Annotated in this window: 19 protein-coding genes; 17 read left to right on the plus strand and 2 right to left on the minus strand. The window is 63.7% G+C overall.

What is annotated here, in order from left to right; genetic code table 11:
• The first annotated feature begins 98 nt into the window (after positions 1-98).
• From ROY82_10460 to rfbA, 8 genes are all read left to right on the plus strand, one after another.
• The gene (locus ROY82_10460; GenBank protein ID MDT3682879.1) at positions 99-1658 is read left to right on the plus strand and encodes an N-acetylmuramoyl-L-alanine amidase; all 1560 of its coding nucleotides are present in this window, start codon (positions 99-101) and stop codon (positions 1656-1658) included.
• A 59-nt stretch (positions 1659-1717) separates the two neighbouring features.
• Positions 1718-2185, plus strand: coding sequence for an NUDIX domain-containing protein (locus ROY82_10465; protein MDT3682880.1), 468 nt, complete (start codon positions 1718-1720; stop codon positions 2183-2185).
• Positions 2182-3279 (plus strand): hypothetical protein, encoded by a 1098-nt coding sequence (locus tag ROY82_10470; GenBank protein ID MDT3682881.1) that lies wholly within the window; start codon positions 2182-2184, stop codon positions 3277-3279. The genes ROY82_10465 and ROY82_10470 overlap by 4 nt, the downstream gene beginning before the upstream one ends.
• Before the next feature lie 57 nt (positions 3280-3336).
• On the plus strand, positions 3337-4701 hold the full coding sequence (locus ROY82_10475; protein MDT3682882.1) for a Wzz/FepE/Etk N-terminal domain-containing protein: 1365 nt from the start codon (positions 3337-3339) through the stop codon (positions 4699-4701).
• Positions 4702-4750: 49 nt separating this feature from the next.
• Positions 4751-5521, plus strand: coding sequence for an NAD(P)-dependent oxidoreductase (locus ROY82_10480; protein ID MDT3682883.1), 771 nt, complete (start codon positions 4751-4753; stop codon positions 5519-5521).
• Entirely contained in the window at positions 5518-6090 is a 573-nt protein-coding gene (rfbC, locus tag ROY82_10485) for a dTDP-4-dehydrorhamnose 3,5-epimerase (protein ID MDT3682884.1), read from the plus strand. Before ROY82_10480 ends, rfbC begins: the two co-directional genes overlap by 4 nt.
• Positions 6087-7160: a dTDP-glucose 4,6-dehydratase gene (gene rfbB / locus ROY82_10490; protein ID MDT3682885.1), complete on the plus strand. Its 1074-nt coding sequence runs from the start codon at positions 6087-6089 to the stop codon at positions 7158-7160. Before rfbC ends, rfbB begins: the two co-directional genes overlap by 4 nt.
• Positions 7161-7222: 62 nt before the next feature.
• Positions 7223-8143, plus strand: coding sequence for a glucose-1-phosphate thymidylyltransferase RfbA (gene rfbA, locus ROY82_10495; protein MDT3682886.1), 921 nt, complete (start codon positions 7223-7225; stop codon positions 8141-8143).
• Between the two features lie 139 nt (positions 8144-8282).
• Here the strand turns inward: rfbA and ROY82_10500 are convergent, their stop codons facing one another.
• The gene (locus tag ROY82_10500; protein ID MDT3682887.1) at positions 8283-9080 is read right to left on the minus strand and encodes a MerR family transcriptional regulator; all 798 of its coding nucleotides are present in this window, start codon (positions 9078-9080) and stop codon (positions 8283-8285) included.
• A gap of 103 nt (positions 9081-9183) precedes the next feature.
• Between ROY82_10500 and cysQ the strand changes: the two genes are divergently transcribed.
• From cysQ to ROY82_10540, 8 genes are all read left to right on the plus strand, one after another.
• On the plus strand, positions 9184-10041 hold the full coding sequence (gene cysQ, locus ROY82_10505; protein MDT3682888.1) for a 3'(2'),5'-bisphosphate nucleotidase CysQ: 858 nt from the start codon (positions 9184-9186) through the stop codon (positions 10039-10041).
• Between the two features lie 488 nt (positions 10042-10529).
• Entirely contained in the window at positions 10530-11507 is a 978-nt protein-coding gene (gene pseB / locus ROY82_10510; GenBank protein ID MDT3682889.1) for a UDP-N-acetylglucosamine 4,6-dehydratase (inverting), read from the plus strand.
• Positions 11500-12651, plus strand: a complete 1152-nt coding sequence (pseC, locus tag ROY82_10515; GenBank protein ID MDT3682890.1) for a UDP-4-amino-4,6-dideoxy-N-acetyl-beta-L-altrosamine transaminase — start codon at positions 11500-11502, stop codon at positions 12649-12651. The genes pseB and pseC overlap by 8 nt, the downstream gene beginning before the upstream one ends.
• On the plus strand, positions 12652-13386 hold the full coding sequence (locus ROY82_10520) for a glycosyltransferase family protein (protein ID MDT3682891.1): 735 nt from the start codon (positions 12652-12654) through the stop codon (positions 13384-13386).
• Complete coding sequence (pseG, locus tag ROY82_10525) at positions 13387-14418, plus strand: UDP-2,4-diacetamido-2,4,6-trideoxy-beta-L-altropyranose hydrolase (protein ID MDT3682892.1); 1032 nt, start codon at positions 13387-13389, stop codon at positions 14416-14418. It abuts the gene before it with no gap.
• 645 nt (positions 14419-15063) lie between these two features.
• Positions 15064-15555 (plus strand): formyltransferase family protein, encoded by a 492-nt coding sequence (locus ROY82_10530; GenBank protein MDT3682893.1) that lies wholly within the window; start codon positions 15064-15066, stop codon positions 15553-15555.
• Positions 15556-15634: 79 nt separating this feature from the next.
• Positions 15635-16771: a pseudaminic acid synthase gene (gene pseI / locus ROY82_10535; protein ID MDT3682894.1), complete on the plus strand. Its 1137-nt coding sequence runs from the start codon at positions 15635-15637 to the stop codon at positions 16769-16771.
• Positions 16772-16895: 124 nt separating this feature from the next.
• Positions 16896-18275, plus strand: a complete 1380-nt coding sequence (locus tag ROY82_10540) for an IS1380 family transposase (GenBank protein ID MDT3682895.1) — start codon at positions 16896-16898, stop codon at positions 18273-18275.
• Between the two features lie 445 nt (positions 18276-18720).
• On the opposite strand, the gene ROY82_10545 is transcribed toward ROY82_10540, so the two are convergent.
• Positions 18721-19251, minus strand: a complete 531-nt coding sequence (locus ROY82_10545) for an acyltransferase (protein MDT3682896.1) — start codon at positions 19249-19251, stop codon at positions 18721-18723.
• Positions 19252-19461: 210 nt separating this feature from the next.
• Between ROY82_10545 and ROY82_10550 the strand changes: the two genes are divergently transcribed.
• Positions 19462-20766, plus strand: a complete 1305-nt coding sequence (locus ROY82_10550) for an oligosaccharide flippase family protein (protein ID MDT3682897.1) — start codon at positions 19462-19464, stop codon at positions 20764-20766.
• Positions 20767-20813 lie beyond the last annotated feature (47 nt).

Below are 20813 nucleotides of genomic sequence, written 5' to 3' on the forward strand. Positions count from 1 at the left end.
TCGCTCGCCCGAGCGTCTCGGCGAAGCGCGCGGATGCCCTCCAGTCGCGACATTCCTCATGTTTAGGGGCCCGGGACCCGTGATACACTTCGCGGCACGTGAAGCGGCTACTGCCCATCCTCCTGTTTCTGGCTTCTTGCGTCACCGTCGCCGCTCAGGAGCGCCACAACTACCTAGCGGTGAACGGCACGATAGTCGACCCGGCGGGTCCTTACTACTTCATCCGGCAAGGCGACAGCTCCAACGCCTACGCCAAGGCGCAACCCCTCGCCGAGGCCATGAGCCTCACCGTTCAGTACGTTCCCAGCGAGAAAGTCCTCGTGTTCAGCGACGGTTTCAGGACCGCGCGCTTCCAGGCTACGTCCGATATCACCGCGGGCCTCGTCAAGGCCCCGGGTACCGTTTCGGTCTCCCCCGCCGTCAGCGGTCGGACCACTTTGGCGAGCCCCAAGGCCATCCTGGTCGACGGGGTGGCGTACGTCGCGATCACGCCTATCGTCACGGCCTTCGAGGGCGTCAGCTCCTGGAACTCCGAGCGCCACGTGATCACCATCGACACGGCGGAACGCCTGGGTTACCTGGTGTCCAGGCCCCGCACGGGAATAACCGAGGGAGTGTCTCGCGTGGCGATCGACATCCCCAGCAGCGCCGAATACGAGGTGGCCGCGGGTGAGGGCGCACTCCTGATCGTCCTGCCGGGCGCGCGCGCCGAGGCGTTCGAGCAGGACCTCGACGACCCGAACCTGAGTCACCTGTCGGTCACCAGCTCGGGCGCCCAGGTGACGGTGGCTGCCCAGCTGAAGTACCCCGTCGATCCGGCGGGCAAGGGCTATAGGGTCGGAGTGATCGAGAAGGACGCCGGCCGCACCCTATACGTCGATTTCGCGCCAGACCTGGCCGGCAACGCCGTGACCGCGCTGACGCCGCCGGCGCAGGCGGCCGAGGCGGCCGCTCCGGCCCTACTCAGCGTGCCCGAGCACCGCCAAGTGGTCGTCATCGACGCCGGCCATGGCGGCCACGACCCTGGCGCCACCGGCCAGGCCGTCGAGAAGCAGGTCGTGCTGGCGGTGGCCCTCGAGCTCAAGCGCATCCTCGAGGCCGAGGGCGTGCAGGTAATCCTGACCCGCGATTCCGACACCTTCCTCACACTGCAGCAGCGCTCCCTCTTCGCCACTCCGGAGCGCAACATCTTCGTTTCCATCCACGCGAACTCGGCCGCCAAGACCTCGGCGTCGGGCATCGAGACCTGGGTGTTCGGCGAGCCCCTGGACCCGTCCAACATCGACCGCGCCATCGAGGAGAACGGTGGCGGGGCGGAGGGCCAGGCGCTGACGGACGAGGCCCTGCGCAGCGCGCGTGACCTGGCCGCGGACATCCTGCGCGAGGCCCAGCTCAACTACTCCCTGACGCTGGCCGAGACCGTGCAGCGCAACCTGGTCAGCGCGACCGGGGCCCGCGACCGCGGCGTGCGGGCCAACCTCTTCTACGTGATCCGCAACGCGCGCATCCCGGCGATCCTCGTCGAGATCGGCTTCACCAGCAACCCCGAAGAAGGTCGAAAGCTCGGCACGACGGCCTACCAGCAGAAACTCGCCCAGGCGTTGGCCGACGGGCTGCTGGAGTTCCTCCGCGGCGGCGGCATGGTTGCGCGCCGCTGACCCAGCGGAGCAGCTTCCGTCCGCGAGGCCCCCGGGGGCCGGTGCTAGCATGGTCAGGCATGACACGCCGCCCTCAGCACCCTCAGTCCGGCGACCCGAGGCACGCTACGCCCAGCGGGACGCTGTCCACCGTCGCGGGGGCCGGAGGCGTGGTGTTCGGCCCCGATGGCCGAACGTTGCTCCTCCAGCACGTGAGTGGCCATTGGGTCTTCCCGAAGGGGCACGTGGAAGCAGGCGAGACTCAGTTGCAGGCCGCCCTGCGCGAGATCGCCGAGGAGGCGGGCGTCACCGCCCGCTGCGATGACCCTCAACGCACCTGGACCACCTTCTACCGGAACCCCCACGGCGTGCAGCGCCTCATCACCTGGTACCGTTGCTCCACGGACGACACCGAAAGCCACGTCACCGAGGACTCCTTCATAGGCGGTGGTTTCTACCCGCCCGCCGAGGCCCTCGAGCTGCTAACGCACCGGACGGATCGCGACCTGCTCAGGCGCGTCCTGAGCGACGGCGAGCGTGGCTCGTGACGGACGGCGCCCGAACGCGGATCGAGGACGCCGCCCGCGGCGCGGGCCTGGCCCCTGACCAGGAACCGACGGGCGCCCAGGGCATGCTCGGCGACACCGGCCAGCACAGCGCCGAGTGGCTGCTCGAGACCCTGCGAGCCATCCGGCACTCGGGCACGCTGGCGCTCACGGACGGAGCAGGTACCACGCTCCTGTTGCTCGCACGCGGACAGGTGGAGGCCAGCTTCCGGCTCGGCCCGTACTCCCGGCTCGACGCTTCCGGCCAGCGCTTTCACCTGCACACGCACGAGCCGACCCTCACCCCGCAGCTCCCCGCCCGCTTCCCGGGCAGCAAGTCGGCGCTCCTGCGGGCGCTGCCGCGCTTGGCGCCACCGCACCGCCTTACCCCGGGCGCCGTCGACCTGGCCGACCTGTTGGAACGCCTTCACGAGGCCCGCTTCAACGGCTCGCTCAGCTACGCCACGGACCGTGAGCGTTCCGTGGCCCTCCTCGTGGGCGGGAGCGTGCGCGCCGCGGCTCACGAGGCGGCGGGCGGCACCCACGACCGCGCCGAGGCCATGCGCGCGCTCCAGAAGGCGGGGCAGGCCAGGGCCACGGGGCTGCTGGAGCTGGACGCCCTCGAGCCGTCCGTGGTGGTGCCGCTAGCCGCGTTGGCCTTGGCGCAGCCGGCGCGGGCCGACGATCCCGATTTCGACGGGCTGGAGGTCTTCGCGGGTGGCTACCGCTTCTACAGCCACGGCCAGGCGTTCCTCGAAGTCCCGGGCGCCACGGAGGGCCCCACCAGGCGTTACTCGTTGGGCGAACGCGCGGCCGAGCGCACCCCCGAGATCGAGCTGCCCGACGAACCCCCCGGGTGGGAGGACCGCCGCTTCGCGCTCACCCTCCGCGGCCGCGACGCCCTCAACCCCATGACCGACCGCTACATGAGCTTCCGCACCGACCATGGCGAACTGGGCCAACGGGTGTTGGCCGCGCTAGGCGAGGGGAACACGATAGGCCGCACCGCCCAGGCCCTCGACCTGGAGTTGGGCGAGATAAAGCCGTGGATCGAACGCCTCGAGCGGGCCGGCACGCTGCGTGAACTGAGCGGGTGACGCCCCTCGGCGCGAGGGCGGCCGGTGGCGTATTCTGGTCGGGCCTTGGAGAGCGACATGTACGACACCCGTGACGAGATCTCGCTAAGGGAGCTCTACCTCATCTTGCGCGGCGGCTTCGCTGCCATCGTCATCGTCACGATCATCGTCGGTGGGGCCGCGTTCGTTTACTTGTCATCCAAGCCGGCCCGCTACGAGGCGGCGGCAACGGTGCAGGTGGTCGCCCCACAGCCAAGTACCACCGGCGACCTCGCCAATCTGATCCCGCAGGTGGGTTTGGGCGCGCAGGCGTACACGTCCCTCGCTAACAGCAGTTCCGTGCTGCTCTCGGCGTTCCCGAAGACCTCCAACGACCCCGACGAGCTGAGGCGCCTGAGCGACTCCCTCGAACTCAAGGCCATCGACACGTCGAACCAGGCGCGCGGCCAGCTGACCCTCGAGCACAAGGCCACGGCCGATACGGCCGAGGAGGCCGCCCGCCGCGCCAACGCCTGGGCATCGGCGAGCGCGGCTGCAGCCGTTGGCGCCATGCGCGAGACCGTCGACGCGGCCGTGGCGAGCAGTACCAGGCAGGTGGAGGTCCGCAAGGCCGAACTCGACCGGGCCCAGGCCGACTGGGCCGAGTTCTCGAAGGAAGACGCCCGCGCGGCGCTGCGGAGCCGGCTGGATCAGCTGGCGCTGCAACAAGCCGCCACCAGGGCCCGCATTACTGAGCTGGACGGCAAGATCGCCGCCAACACCGCTCAACAGGCGCTGCTCACGGCGGCCGCTGCGGCCCGAGGCGGCACTTCCAGCTCGTCCCTAGCCACCCAGGTTCGCGCGCTGGTCGATGCGGGCGCGCTGCCCGAGGACGCGGCCACGGGCCTACGCGAGGCCCTCAGTCAACTCCCGCCAGGCGCCACCTCCGGCGGGCAGGACCTCGTCAACCTCGTCAGCCGCGCCCGGCTGGAGACGGTCACGGCGGAGCTGGCCGGCCAGGTGGCCGAACGCGCCCAACTGCACGCCGGCGCCGACCAGGCGGAGGCCGAGGGCGCGACTCTCCGAGCCCGCCTGGCCGACCTCGACCAGCGCGCCTCCACGCCACAGACGGCGCTGAACGTCGCACGCGTCGCGTACGACCGCGTGGCCTCGGTGATGCCGTTACTCGCCCTGCAGCAGAGCATGGTGGCGGACGCGGCCACCGTGATCATCGCGGCCGCACCCCCCCTTAGCCCCAAGCCCACGAACCGGCTGACCATCACCGTCGCCGCCGCGTTGGTCGCCGGGCTCCTGGCCACCATCCTCGTGTTCCTTCGGGCCGCCGTTGCCGACACCTCGCCGCCGAAGGGCTTCGCTAGAAGGGCGACCGAGATCGACGAGAAGAGCGGCACGCTCACCCACCACGACGAGGACCTTCTGAGCGTGGGCGAGAGCCGCCGGTAAGCGCCCGTGCGCCCTGGCGGCCAGTCGTGAGCAGACCCTTCGCCTTTGAGTGGACAGCGTGGCGGTGGGCGGCTTGACCGCGTCCTCCAGCGCCGGGCTCGTCCTGACGGGCGGCAGCGGGCGGTTGGGCCAGGAACTGTTGGCGCTCCTGCCCGACGCGGTGGCGCCGAGCTCCAACGAGCTCGACGTCACCGACCCCTCGATGACACGAACGGTGCTGAAACGGCTTCGCCCCGGCGTGGTCGTACATGCCGCCGCCTACACCGACGTGAAGGGCGCCGAGGCGGACCGCGACCGTTGCTGGCTCGTCAACGTCGGCGGTACGCGCAACGTCGCGCGCGCTGCTCGCGACCTTGGGGCGCGCCTGGTGCACATCTCGACGGATTACGTGTTCTACGGCGACCGCGGGAACTACGGGGAAGAAGACACCCCGGGGCCGGTGCGCAACTACTACGCGCTCACCAAACTCGTGGCCGAGGAGGCGGCGCGCTCGGCCCCCGGCGCGCTCGTCGTGCGCACGAGCTTTAGGCCACGCGAGTGGCAGTACGCAGCCGCGTACGACGACCTGTACACGTCGCAGGACTACGTCGACGTGATAGCGCCCCTGCTTGCCGAACTGGTCACTCACCTGGGCGAGGTCGCGTACGACACTGTCCACGTGGCCACCGAGCGCAAGAGCGTGTACGAGCTGGCGGCCAGACGGGCGCCGCGCGTGCGCCGCGCGAGCAAGGTCGAGGCCGGGGTCTCGCTGCCCGACGACGTGTCGCTGGACGTTTCCCGCTTCGCGCGGTTGCGCGCCACTTGGGCGGGCGGCGAGTGACGGCGTCCATGCAGGTCACGCCGCTCGCGCTCCCGGACGTCAAGTTGGTTACCCCGGTGGTGCGCCCGGACAGCCGCGGCTTCTTCCTCGAACGCTGGAACGCCGCCGCGTTCGCTGCCGCCGGCCTCGACGTGACGTTCGTGCAGGACAACCACTCGCGCTCGATGCGGGGCGTGGTGCGCGGCCTGCACTTCCAGGCCGGATCCCATGCGCAAGGCAAGTTGGTGGGAGTGACCCGGGGCCGCATCCTCGACGTGGCCGTCGACCTACGCGTCGGCTCGCCCACGTTCGGGCGCTGGGTGAGCGCCGTGTTGAGCGACGTGGAGTTGCAGCAGTTATGGGTGCCGGCGGGTTTCGCTCACGGCTTCGCCGTTCTTTCGGAGGTAGCTGACGTGATCTACAAGACCGACTACCCGTACACCACCGCGGCCGACGCCGGGGTGCGCTGGAACGACCCCACCATCGCGGTGGCCTGGCAGCTCGAGGGCGCAACGCCGTTGGTCTCGGAGCGCGACGCCGCGCTGCCGCTCCTCACCGATCTAGACCGTTTCCCGGGGGCCAGACCGTGATCACCTACTTAGTCACCGGCGCCGCCGGGTTCATCGGCTCGGCGCTGGTGCGCCTGCTGGTCGGCGGCGGCGACGCGCGCGTGGTGAGCGTCGACGCCCTCACCTACGCCGCCGACCTGGAGCGCCTGCGAGAGGCGGGCGACGGCCCGCGCCACCGCTTCGTGAAGCTCGACGTGAACGACCAGGGCGCCATGCTCGAGCTGCTGCGCGAGGAGCAGCCCACGGCGGTCATCCACTTAGCGGCCGAAACGCACGTCGACCGCTCGATTGACGGGCCCCGGCAGTTCGTGGTCGCCAACACGTTGGGCACGTTCAACCTTCTCGAGGCGGTGAGGCACTACTGGCTGGACCTGCCTCTCGCCGCTAACCAGAAGTTCCGCATGGTCAACGTGAGCACAGACGAGGTCTACGGCGCCCTCGGGCCGACGGGCATGTTCGACGAGGACAGCCCCTACGACCCGCGCTCGCCTTACAGCGCCAGCAAGGCCGGCGCCGACCACTTCGCGGCCGCCTACTTCCATACCTTCGGCCTCCCGGTCATCACCACCCACGCCTCCAACAACTACGGGCCGTTCCAGTTCCCGGAGAAGCTCGTGCCGCTGGCGCTGAGCAGGGCGTTGGCCGGTGAGAGCGTGCCCATGTACGGCGACGGCATGCAGGTGCGCGACTGGCTGCACGTTGACGACCACGCGCGCGGCCTGGTAGCGGCGGCGCAGCGGGGCGAGCCCGGCGCCACCTACCTCATGGGCGGCGCTCACGAGCTGCCCAATCGGGAGTTGTTGGAGCAGTTACTAGGCTGCCTCAACGAGGTGGCGCCGGGAGCGGGCGATTACCGCCGCTTGATCACCAGCGTGGCCGACCGGCCGGGGCACGACCGGCGTTACGCCGTCGACTCGGGCCGCGCCGAGAGCGAGCTCGGTTGGCGCCGGCAGGTGCCATTCGAGGAAGGGCTGCTGGAGACGGTGCGCTGGTACGTGGCTAACCAGGCGTGGGTGAGGTCGGTGGTGGAGCGCTACGACCTGGGCCGCCTCGGCCTGGGCGCGGCCGGCGCCTCGGGGGCGCGGTCGTGAGTGCGGGCGCTGCCGCCGACACTGCCTCTAGCGCGGGCAGTGCCGTGGGCACCGACTCTGCCGTGAGTGCGGGTGCTACTTCGGAAGTCGACACTGCGAGGAGTGCGGCCAGCGCCCGGCGCGGCATCGTGCTGGCCGGCGGCGCGGGCACCCGGCTCTACCCCGCCACCCTGGCGGTGAGCAAGCAACTGTTGCCCGTGTACGACAAGCCCATGGTCTATTACCCCTTGTCTACCCTCATGCTCGCCGGCGTGCGCGAGGTGCTCGTCATCTCCACGCCACGCGACCTACCGGCCTTCCGCGAGCTCCTCGGCAGCGGCGAGAGCTGGGGCATGCGTTTCGATTACGCCGTGCAGGAACGGCCAGAGGGCATCGCGCAGGCCTTCATCCTCGGCGAGGAGTTCCTGGGCGACCAACCAGCGGCGTTGGTCTTGGGCGACAACCTGTTCCACGGTTACGGCCTCAGCGGCCTGCTGAAGGCGGCCGACGCGCGCCGGGCCGAGGCCACCGTGTTCGGCTACCAGGTGAGCGACCCGGAACGCTACGGCGTGGTGACGTTCGACGAGGCCGGAAGGGTGACGGCCATCGAGGAGAAACCCGCCAAGCCGCTAAGCCACTACGCGGTCACCGGCCTCTACTTCTACCCGACCGGGGTGGCCGCCGAGGCACGCCAGATACGCCCATCGCAACGCGGCGAGCTCGAGATCACGGACCTCAACAGTCGTTACCTTGACCAGGGGCTGCTGAGGGTCGAGCTGATGGGCCGCGGCATGGCGTGGCTCGACACGGGCACGCACGAGAGCTACCTGCAGGCGTCCAACTTCGTGGAGACACTGGAAGCCAGGCAGGGGCTCAAGATCGCCTGCCCGGAGGAGATAGCGTTCCAGAGCGGGTGGATAAGCGCGGCGCAACTCGAGCGGCTGGCCGCGCCCATGAAGGGGAACGCTTACGGGAAGTACCTGCTGGGGTTGCTGGGGCGCTGAGTGCTGGCGCTTTGGCGTTCCTAACGCAAGCGTGATGCGGGAACTACCGCAAGCGTGATGTTGCATCGACCGCAAAAGTGATATCGAAATTACCGCAAACGCGCTATCCGTTCGAACGCAAACGTTATATCGCCGGCCCCTACGCGCCTTCCTGCCGCCCCTCCGAGTTGGCCACAACGGCCGCCGCGACGTAAGCCGCCAGCCCCTCGGCCTTCCCCTCGTAGTACGCAGTGAAACGCGGGTCCGCCACGTACATCTCGCCCACGCCTCGGTGGATCTCGTAACTGCATTCGTAGTAGTAGCGCGAGATGTGCTGCCTATGGGCCTCGGCCTGCTCCAGGGCGCGCGGGTCTCTCGGCGGCACCCCGGCGGCCATGAGCTCGGCGAACTTGGCCTCGATGGCCGCGTTCTCTGCACGGATGCGCAGCCAGTCTTTCTTGCCGTAGCGCCGGGTGCGGCGTTGGCTCTCCTGGTACGCGCTCGAGTCGCCCCAGCGCGCCTCGGCCTCCCCCGCGTGCTCGGTGGGGTCCCAGTCGCCGAATACCTCGAACAGCTCTTTCGGGTTCAAGTTGATTCCCATGGTCCTTGCCTCCATCTGCTTGTGTAACGACCGGCGCATGGCCAACAGGCGTTCGATGCGTGTGTTGAGGACGGCCTCCTGGCGCCTAAGGTGTGCCCAGGCGTCGGCCTCCGGCCGGGCGAGGAACTCCGCGATCGCCTCCAACTCGAAGCCCAGTGCGCGGTACGCGAGGATGTCATGCAGGCGCTCGAGGTCGGCCGCGCCGTAGAGGCGGTAGCCGGCGTCGGTCCGCCCGGCGGGAGACAGCAGGCCGATGTCGTCGTAATGGTGCAGCGTCCGGACGCTGACGTTGGCGAGCCTGGCCACCTCTCCCACCGTGTACGTCTCGCTGAAGGGCTCGTTAGGTGGCGGGGCCATGCGCTGTTCCTCCTTCCCACTAGAGAGGTTAAGGCTTAACGTAACGTCAGGGTCAAGTGGCCACGTGACACCGCGAACGACGCGGCACGTTACTCTTGGACCAATGGGAACCAACCCGGCGCTGGAGCGCCAGCAACTAGACTTGGAACACCTGCGCGAGGGCGTGGTGGACCTCGCCGCCACGGCCGGCAGGGCGATCCTCGAGATCTACGCCACCGAATTCGCCGTCACCAAGAAGGCGGACGCCTCACCGCTGACCGCCGCCGACATCGCCTCGCAGCGGGTGATCATCGAGGGGCTTGGTCGGCTGACCCCAGGAGTTCCGATCATCGCCGAGGAGGCAGAGGCTCCCAGCTACGAGGAGCGGCGCCACTGGCGGCGTTTCTGGCTGGTGGACCCACTCGACGGCACCAAGGAGTTCGTGAAGCGCAACGGCGAGTTCTCCGTCAACATCGCCCTGGTCGAGGACGGCGTGCCCGTCCTCGGGGTAGTGCACGCCCCCGTCGCGGGCGTCACCTACACGGGCGTCGCGGCCCATGCCGGTCACGCGGCCAGCGCCTGGCGCTTCGACGCCGAAGGCGGCGCCCACCCCATCCATACCCGCCCCCCGGCGAACGGCGTGGTGCGCGTCATGGTAAGCCGGTCGCACTCCAACGAAGCCACGCGGGCGTTCATCGAACGACTGCGCCGGAAGTACGGCGAAGTGGAGACGATCGCTCGCGGGTCGGCCATCAAGAGCTGCCTGGTGGCAGACGGCACGGCGCAGTTCTACCCGCGCTTGGGGCCGACCATGTGGTGGGACACCGCCGCAGCGCAGGCGGTGCTGATGGCGGCCGGGGGGGAGATGGTGGCGGTCGGCGGTGGTGCGCCGCTTAGGTACTTTGGGGATGTGTTGTCGAATCCGGGGTTTGTGGCTACGTTCCGACCCTTTGGTGGCTTGCCACTATCTGAGACTGACTGAGTGCCTTCTTGGTTCCAGCGGGTTGGGCTCACTCCGCACTTGCCGCGTCATGGTTCTTGCCATCAATTGCCGTGGGCAATGCTTGGCCTAATGTGCTCTGGCGAATTGAAAGGTCCCAAGAGGGTCAAGAAAGGCAAGTCAGGGCTGGAAGGACAATCTGCTACTGGTGTACTAGCTTCTGCCCGGCTAGGGCATCGAAAGCACACCTGCCAGGGGTTGCCGCTGCCCACTATTGGACGTTACAAGCAGAATGTCGTGATTGATAATTGCAGATTGACTGTATGTCCTGGCTCCCTGGTAACATCATCGCCATCGGGAAGGCGCAAGTCGAATCACGTGGACCATTCGCATCCCGCAGAAGGCCAATGGCCGAGGTGCTTCCCCGTATGCAAGCGCTTGGGTTACGAGTGAAGGCTACACACGCCTGCAGAGTTTGGCCTCGTTTGAATCGAGTATTGTCCATGTACAAACACGGAGGCCCATTCTAGATGAGTTTTCTAAACGATAAGTCGATTCTGGTGACCGGCGGTACCGGGTCGTTCGGGCGCAAGTTCGTGAGAGCGGTCCTCGACAGGACCGGCGCGCGGCGTGTAATAGTTTTCAGCCGCGATGAGCTTAAGCAGTACGAGATGACCCAGCAGTTCGGGCCTGAAGACCGACTGCGGTACTTCATTGGTGACGTTCGCGACGACGAGCGTTTATCGCGCGCGCTCGACGGCGTCGACGCCGTCGTTCATGCCGCTGCGCTCAAACAAGTACCTGCCGCCGAGTACAACCCATTCGAAGCCGTGAAAACCAATATAATCGGCGCCCAGAACGTGATCAACGCTTGCATCGATCGCGGCGTTCAACGCGTCGTCGCCTTGAGCACCGACAAGGCAAGTAGCCCCATCAACCTCTACGGCGCAACGAAACTGGTCAGTGATAAGCTCTTCATACAAGGTAACTCGTATGCGGGCGGCAAACGCACCAGGTTCGCTGTAGTTCGCTACGGTAATGTAGTTGGTAGCCGCGGTTCGGTCGTACCGTTCTTTCAGAGCAGAGCGGCTAGTGGTGTGCTGCCCATAACGGACGAGCGCATGACCCGCTTCTGGATTACCCTGAACCAAGGTGTAGAGTTCGTACTGACGAGCTTAGAGAGCATGGGCGGCGGCGAGTTGTTCGTTCCTAAGATTCCAAGCATGCGCGTTACAGATCTCGCGCACGCGATAGCGCCGGGCGCGAAGCTCGAGGTCGTAGGAATCAGACCTGGGGAGAAACTTCACGAGGAGATGATCAGCGTTGACGACGCACGAAGAACGCTCGACATCGGTGACCGTTACGTGATCCAACCCGAGTTCCCATGGTGGGCAAGCACGCATTTGGAAGGCGACCCTGTGCCGGAAGGCTTCGCGTACACTAGCGACCGAAACGACGAGTGGCTTGACATAGCTGCTTTGCGAGAGATGCTAGGGGAAGATGTCTAGCTTCATCCCGTATGGACGGCAGTGGGTAGATGATGATGACGTTGCGGCGGTATCGGACGTCATGCGGAGTGATTACCTCACGACCGGACCCGCTGTCGATCGCTTTGAATCAGCCCTGACGGGAGCTACGGGTGCGAGCCACGCTGTAGCACTCAATTCCGGAACGTCGGCGCTTCACGCGATGTATTTTGCCGCCGGCCTAGGTCCGGGCGACGAGATAATAACGACACCACTTACTTTCGCAGCCACCGCTAACGCGGCCCTGTATTTGGGTGCGACAGTCCGCTTCGTAGACGTGCAAGAAGATACCGGCAACTTAGATCCCGAACTAATCAAGGATGCCATCTCACCACGAACTAGGCTCATCGTTCCCGTAGACTTCGCTGGTCATCCTGCCGATTATGACCGCATACACGACGTTGCTGCCGAAGCCGGCGTCACGGTCGTTTCTGACGCCGCCCACTCCCTTGGGGCCACGTACAATGGCCGACCTGTCGGGACCTTGGCGAAAGCCACGGAGCTCTCGTTCCATCCGGTGAAACCGATCACCACGGCCGAAGGCGGCGCGGTCCTAACCGATGATGCTGACCTGGCTGCCCGCGCACGCACGTTTCGCACTCACGGCATAACGCGGGAGCCCACGGACCTGACCACATCAGGGGAGGGCCCGTGGTGGTACGAACAGCAGTTTCTGGGCTTCAACTACCGCCTCTCCGACATCCAAGCGGCGCTGGGATATAGCCAGATGCGCAAGCTACAGCGCTTCTTGGCCAGGCGGCGAGCGATTGCGGCCACGTATATGGACGCGTTCAGCGACCTGCAAGAACTCATCTTGCCCACAGAACAAGCAGGAGTCGAGTCAGGCTGGCACCTTTTCGTTGTCCGTGTAAGAACGACTCCGTCACGCAGGCGACCCTTCTTCGAGCGTCTTCGTGAGCTGGGTTTAGGTGTCCAAGTGCACTACATTCCCGTATATTTCCACCCTTACTATCAACAGTTAGGGTATGCGCGTGGAGCCTGTCCAGTCGCAGAGGACTTCTACTCAAGGGCCATCTCATTACCCATCTATCCACAAATGAGTGACGATGACGTGGCCTCAAGCGTTGAGCGCGTTAGACAGGCCGTGAAGGAGACGCTCGCGTAGATGCACGTCGTATCCATCGTTCAAGCTCGCATGAACTCCACCCGCCTCCCTGGGAAAGTTCTCAAACCCCTGCAGGGGGCGCCAATGCTTGCGCGACAGATCGAACGCCTCTCCCGCAGCAAGCTCACCGACCGAATCGTCGTAGCGACTACCGATCGCAGCGAAGACGATGCAATCGTCAACTTGCTGCGAACAATAAGCGGTGTCTACTCCTATCGCGGTCCCGAGGACGATGTTCTTCAACGCTACATAGGGGCAGCTAACGAATATGAGGCTGACGTAATCGTCCGTGTCACTGCCGACTGTCCCCTCATCGAGCCCGCAGTAATTGACGCAGCAATAGAGAGTTACTTGAAGCATGCTTCCACAATCACGTACGTAACCAACTGCATCGTTCGCACTTACCCCAGGGGCCTCGACGTTGAGGTCTTTCCGTTGCTAGCCCTTGAAACCGCGCATTCTGAAGCCAAGTCGTCGGCTGACCGAGAACATGTCACACCGTTCATCTGGCGCCAGCCCAAGCGCTTCCCCCGGTACGACCTCGTCGACAACGAGGATAATAGTCACCTACGCTGGACAGTCGACACCCCGGAGGACTTCGAACTGATCATCAAGATCTACGAAGCACTCTTCCCAACCCAACCAGCCTTCAATTACCGAGATGCACTCCAACTAGTGAGGCAGCATCCTAATCTCTCGATGATTAACCAACACATTCAACAGAAGATCACCTGAATGCGCGTATTAGTGCGGGCCGACGCCTCGACGTCAACAGGCAGCGGACATGTCATGCGCTGCCTTACCCTTGCTGACGCACTCGCGGAAGCGGGAGGTCAAATCGAATTCGTTTGTCGCGCAAAGGCCGGCAACCTAATTCAGTACATCGAACGTGACCGTGGGTTCCCCGTACATGTCTTGCCAAAGCAATACAGCGCTCAAGAGGACGCACAGCTTACCGCCAAGTTTGCCCGTAGTGGCGAACGACCGGATTGGGTCGTCGTTGACCATTACGGCTTGAACGAAACGTGGGAACGACAGCAACGGCCGTTCTGTGAGCGAGTCATGGCAATCGACGACATCGCGGATAGGCGACACGATTGCGACCTATTGTTGGATCAGAACCTAAACGAATTCGGTGGACGTTACGACGAACTCGTACCCTCCGACTGCGTTAAGCTTCTCGGTCCCGACTACGCCCTACTCCGACCCGAGTTCGCAACTATTCGAGATGGCCTTAGGGAGCGGACAGCCAAAGTCGAGCGCCTCCTCGTCAATTTCGGTGGCACCGACCCGACCGGCGAGACGATCACTTCCCTCACCCAACTGAGAGGAGCCCCGTCAGCACAGAATCTCCAAATCGACCTGGTTGTGGGGTCTAACCAAGCCTCGCTGGCGGAAGTTGTCAAGTTGGCTGAATCGATGACTAATGTCAAGGTGTACGTGCAAACGCCGAAGATGGCGCAATTGATGGCAGGAGCGGACATCGGAATCGGTGCCGGCGGGTCTACAATCTGGGAACGATGTTGCTTGGGGTTACCTACGATCACCGTAGCGGTGGCTGATCACCAAGTGCCTTACTGCCAGAGGCTTTCCGACCTCGGTTACATTTCATATGCTGGGAGCGCGCTGGAGGGACCACTCGATTATGTCGCGGCTCTACAAGGATTCCTGCAAGAACCGGACGAGCGGTGCAAGATGTCCCGCCTAGGAATGGACCTGGTCGATGGCCGCGGAGCCAGTCGAGTAGTTGAATGCATGCTGAGGTGAAGTGATCTTTTCATTACGGGCCGTAACAGCGGCTGACATTAGCTTAATCTTGAAATGGCGGAACCAGCCGGAGATTCGAGAGAAAATGCACTCGACCCACATCATCTCCGAAGCCGAGCATCGCGCATACTTCGAACGAATCAAAGACGATGCCACTAAGCTCTACTTTACGTGTAGAGATGACCAAGGGCAGCCGGTCAGCGTAATCGACTTCGTGGATAACCTCAAGCACTCAACAGCGCTTGACACTGGTGGAGTTGGTGCGCTCGAGTGGCTCAGTACTGGATTCCCGTTCATCTTCGTATCCGTCGGAGAACCAGCGGGGCATCTCCGCGGCGCTGGCGCAAAAGGAATTGGTCGTCTACCTGGGCACTGCAGAGACCACGACGGTAGATGATCTTCGAGCCGCTGTGCAAGCCCTTATGGTTAGCAGCGCCCGGCAGAGCCTCTCGCAGTTGGGTGTTAGCGTCGTGTATGGCTTCGGCACGCAGCGTGTCGCCCAGCGGATGGCCCGCCCCACGTCCCTTATGCCTTGAGGAGGACCGAAAAATGAGTCGCACGCCCGCGCCGCGCGTTCTTTTCCTCGGCCACGAGGACTCGCCGATTCTAGCGCGCCTACGAAGTTTGGCCGAGAACGTACATGGCATGTCAAGCAGGGTCGACGGTGATTTCGTCCAGCGGGTCGGGGCGTCGATTGTCGTTAGCCATGGCTACCGCCATATTCTGCGACCCGCCACTCTCGCTGTCCTACCTCACCGCTTCGTCAACCTCCATATTTCACTGCTACCCTGGAATCGAGGAGCCGACCCAAACCTCTGGAGTTTTCTCGAGGACACGCCTAAGGGCGTTACCATCCACGAGATCGATGAGGGCATCGACACCGGAAGCATAATCGCCCAAAGAGTGGTCCGGGTTGATATCCGGGGAACGCTCGCGACGACCTATCGTGAGCTACAAGAGGCGATGCTTGAACTCTTTACCGAGACGTGGCCCGCCATCCGGGCTGGTGCGGTCGAAGGTCGGCCCCAGCAACCCGGAGGGTCGCTTCACACGCTCAAAGACAAGGAGCCCTACCTTCACCTGCTACGACATGGCTGGGACACTCACGTGTCTGAACTCATCGGCAAGGCCCTCTAACGAATCGATACTGAACTAGGAGCATGTGTGAGTAATTCCTTCCTGGGCGGGTTGTGGAGGGTTGGGGCGGCACGACGCCATGCTGACCAAGGGCGCGGGCTACAGCGAACTCTCCCTTGGCACAGTTGCCGCCCAAGGCGGTAGGCTCTCGATCATGAGGCACGTCGATACCATTAAACTCGGCCAGCATTCCTTGGGGCCAACCCACCCCCCTTTCGTGGTGGCCGAGATGAGCGGCAACCATAATCAAGATCTGGGGAGAGCCCTAAAGATTGTCGAAGCGGCGGCCGCCTCCGGCGCTCATGCAATAAAGTTGCAGACCTACACGGCGGACACGATGACACTGGACATCAGCCGGGACGAGTTCGTCATCGACGATCCAGCCAGCCTTTGGAGAGGCCGAACGCTCTACGACCTCTACGAAGAAGCGCACACGCCATGGGAATGGCATAAGGCAATCTTCGCTCGTTCCCGAGAGCTTGGCATAGAGTGTTTCAGCTCGCCATTCGACGCTACGGCCGTGGACTTCCTCGAAGCACTCGGAGCACCTGCCTATAAAATAGCTTCGTTCGAGAATTCTGACCTGCCCCTCATACGAAAGGTGGCCGCCACCGGGAAACCTGTAATCATCAGCACTGGTATGGCCACAATCAGCGAACTCGGGGCAGCCGTCGAAGTAGCTAGAGACGCAGGATGCGCCGACCTTATCTTGCTCAAATGCACGAGCAACTACCCTGCTTCCCCTGAGAACACCAACCTAAGGACAATCCTCCATCTACGCGACCTATTCGGGGTTCAGGTGGGGCTCTCTGATCACACCCTAGGAATCGGCGTGGCAGTGGCCAGCGTCGCGCTGGGGGCCACCGTGATAGAGAAGCATTTCACCCTGTCACGAGCCGATGGTGGAGTGGATAGCGCGTTTTCACTTGAGCCTAGTGAGTTCAACACTTTAGTAGAAGAGACTCAGCGAGCATGGCAGGCCCTCGGGTCGATTCTCTACGGACCAACCGCATCAGAAAAGAAGTCGCTTTGGTTCAGGCGCTCACTCTACATAACTGAAGACCTAGAACCTGGTACCCGACTGTCTACAGACAATGTGCGCGCTATCCGCCCAGGCCTCGGACTTCCACCGGCGGAGCTTCACAAAGTCCTAGGCCTGCAGGTCAGGCGGGCCGCAGCGAAGGGCACTCCCCTCACTTGGGATCTACTGAAGTGATTTCGCACTCTCGGCCAGTCGAGACTCTCTAACCCGGATTATGCATGAGGCATGAGAAGAGAAGGCCTTCATTATGGTAGAAAGTGTGTGTGGCACAAGCTTTCTACCAGGTGGAGGCCTTCTTGTGAGAGAGAATATCACTTCGCAGACTGTGCTGTTCGAGGGTGGCTTCGTGAAGCCGGTCGTGGCGGCRTTCGATCAGCCGGCGAGCAGTTCCGATGGCGGGGCGTTGCTGCTGAAGTTGGCGGATGACCGTCTTCGKTTGACGGCGGCGGTGGCGGGCGCGCTGCCTGATGCGCGTGAGGCGGGCAAGGTCAGGCATTCGTTGCTTGCCGTCGTTCAGCAGCGGGCTTTCGGGATCGGGAACGGTTACGAGGACGCCAACGACGCGGCGCGCTTACGMGRYGACCCCACTCACCAGTTGCTGCTGGGCCGCTGCCCGGGGGCTGGCAGTGAGTTGGCGTCGCAGCCGACCATCTCGCGCCTTGAGAACGCCTTCGACGAGAAGCATGTCGCAGCGGCGAGCGAGGCGTTCAGTGGCGCGGTGCTGAACCGCCACCAGCGGAGGTTGCGCCGGAACGCTAAGCGCATCATCATCATCGACGTCGACGCCACCTGGGATGACGCTCATGGTGAGCAGCAAGGCGCGTTGTTCAACGGCTTGTACGGCAACCACGGCTTCTTGCCGCTGCTGGCGTTCATCCAGTTCGACGACGAGGCCGAGCAGTACCTGGTGGCCGCCCTGCTCAGGCCGGGTAACGCCGGCAACGATCAGGTCTTGAGCTTCCTGAGCGGCGTGATCGAGAACGTCAGGGCGCACTTCCCGAGGGCGCAAGTGACGCTGCGAGCCGACGCGGGCTTCGCTATCCCCAGCGTGTTCGAGTACCTCGACGATCACCAGGTGCGTTACGCCATCGGCATGAGCAGCAACAGCGTCTTGAAAGAGCACGCCGAGCCGGGCATGGCKATCGCCAGGGCGCTCAGCGAAGCCAGCGGAACCAGCGAACGCGTCTACCTGGATAAGCAGTACCAGACCAAGAAGAGCTGGCCGCACTCGCGRCGGGTGATCATCAAGGCCGAAGTCACCCGCTACCCGGGCAGGATCCCGCGGGATAATGCGCGGTTCGTCGTCACCGACTTAGTSGGCGATGCCGCCTTCGTCTACGAGAGYGTCTACAGCCGCAGGGGTGACGTGGAGAACCGCATCAAGGAACTCAAGARCGCCATCCGCATGGACAAGACGAGCTGCACGAACTTCGCGGCGAACCAGCTGCGAGTAATCTTGCACGCCACGGCGTTCGCCCTATACCAGGAGATCCGCTTAGCGGCGACCGGCACGACCTTCGCCAGCGCACAAGTGACCACCATCAGGGAGCGGCTCATCAAGTTGGGCGCCTGGTTCAAGACCAGCACCAGGAGAATCGTGATCCACCTGCCCCAAGCAGCGCCATGGCGCAACGAATGGGTGACCATCGCAAGGCGGTTAGCCGCGCCGCCCGCCTGAGGCAAGGCCACAACAACAAACCCAGAATCCGGTAATCAAGGCGCCACCGGCCGGCGAAGCGCGCCCAGGGACACCCGAAAACACGCCCGGGACACCCGGAACCAGCACCACCGCCCCGAACCGGTCACCATCAGAGTCCGAACCGCAACCCGGCGCCAAAGTCCGGGCCTTTCGCACCCCGGAAACCGACCCCAGCGCGACCCTCATGAATAGAGCGGGCTAATCGCCCGGAAGATCATGCGACTCAGTCTTAACTGGCTCCTGTTGCTCACACACCGCCCGGTGATCCGCGAGTTCGTGGGGTATCAGGGACCTGACCGAAGTTGCTGCGAACGGTTGACCGGGGGCGCGAGCGGCCATGGCTTCTCTCGAAGGCTTAGCGTCCTCCATGAGGAACTTCAACGAATCGCTACCTTAGCTGCGTTCTTTATCACTGCAAGTTGCCTTAAAGGAACTTGCCAGCGGCCTTTAGCCGCTCGTAGTGCTCCCAATCGCGCTGCTTGAAGACCTTGGCCGGACTCCCTCCAACGATGGCGCCTGCAGGTACGTCCGACACCACAACGGCACCCGCCTGAACAATGCACCCCTCGCCCAGTACTACCCCGCCGAGGATCGTCACGCGCGACCCGAGCCAGACGTTGTCTCCGATCTCGACGTCTCTGTCTATCGACGCTGAGCCATAGGGAATCGCCTCGCCATGGTCGTAGTCATGGAAGCTGGTGATGATCAGGCACTCTGGCCCAGAATGAAAGTTGCGCCCAATCTGGACCCTTCCAGTTCCGCCTATGGTCATCCCATTAAAGTTTGCGTTCGATCCCAAGACCGTCCGTTTCGTCAGTCGGGTTGGGCCGTGCACCTTCAGTGGCTCGTCGTACGAACCAAGCGTGAGCACAGCTACAGTCTTGTAATACCGGCTCTTAAGCCTCCGCATCAGTTTGTAGGGGTACATCAGCATTCGCCGCGCCAGACTGCTCATTCACAGGCAATTCTACGCCACGTTTTCAAAGGAAGCGACCCCCTACGCAATCTGGCAGCGCCCTACACAAACTCAATTGCCAACCGTAAGAGACTCTCGCTGAGGCGCAAGACCACTGCGCTAGATTGGGCTCCTACCGCCTGCCTGACCTCCCGAAGAGAGTACTGCGACGCGCCCGGCGGGTGTGCGGTTCCGTGGTAGCTTTGGCGCGTGCTGGAACGACTGAACGCGCTTGTCGCCAAGGTCCGCAGTCCAAGCGAGAAATCGTTCCTCCGCGAGTTCGTGCGCTTCGGTTCCTCGACCGGCTTTGTACAAGGGTCGCGTGTGGTTAGCGGGCTCGTAGTGGCAGCCATTGTCGATCCGGGCGCCTGGGGCAATTGGTACTTACTCAACCTAATCATCGCCTACGGCGCCCTGACCCAGCTTGGTGCTCTCAATGGAATGAACAGGGAGGTGCCAGCGGCCATTGGCAGGGGCAGCGTGACGGAAGCAGTCGACTTGCGACGCTCTGCTCTCGGCGTCGTCCTACTAACCACCGGGCTTGCCACAATCCTGCTTCTAGGACTTGGCCTGGTGATTCCGGCTGTTACAGTCACCAACGCTTTCCTATTGACCATCGCCCTACTGTTCGCCAATCAAATCTACACTTACGTCGTCACCAGCCTACGCTCGACAACGCACTTCAACGACCTAGCCCGACTCCAATTCGTGCAGGCCATCGCCTATCCCTCGCTATCCATTTCCGGCGCCCTCGTTCTAGGAATCCCAGGCTTTATTCTCGGACAAATAACCACTTTGGCACTTACTAGCCTTGCCGCCTCTGGCGCGCACACCGTGGCGTGGCGTCCGAAGTTCAAGCGCACCCTAATTCGACGGTTGATCGTCGTTGGATTTCCGATCATGCTCGTAGGTCTCATTCATACACTCTTCGCGACTGTGGATCGATGGGTGATCGTCGGACATCTCGGCTCCGAAGCCTTAGGTTACTACTCCCTAGCCATAATGGCGCTAAGCGCTGTAGCGCTTCTCCCACAGGTACTCTCACAGCAGTTCTATCCGCGCATGGCTTACGCCTGGTCAGCAACCCGCGACGCTGGTGAGCTGCGGCGCTTGGCCACACGGCAACGGCTCTATACGTTCGCTGCAGTAGTGCCAGTAGTTGGGCTTATGGCTTTGGTAACCCCTCCAATAGTGCGTGCTCTCCTTCCCCAGTACGCTCCTGGCATCCCTGCCATTCTCGTCACTATCTTTGTCCCATTGGTCTCAACCATCGGTGAAGGCTACGGAGGCGTATTGCATGTGCTCAACAGGCAGTTCTGGTACGTCGGCGCAATTCTTGTCGCCGCGGTCGTCAATATAGGCGCGAGCTTGGCCTTGGTCGGTCCGCTCGGGATAGTCGGCGTGGCATGGGGAACCTTCGCAGCGTTCGTAGTCTTGGCCGTGTTGCGCGTAATGCTCGGCACTGCGGCCCTCAGGCGAGCGCCCATAACCGCCACGACGAACCGGCCGGGTTAGGCTGCACGATGCCGAGCATGGGCTCACGAGAGGACAGCTGAACGGCG

It is taken from the genome of Truepera sp., from assembly GCA_032027045.1.
Taxonomy (GTDB): Bacteria; Deinococcota; Deinococci; order Deinococcales; family Trueperaceae; genus JAAYYF01.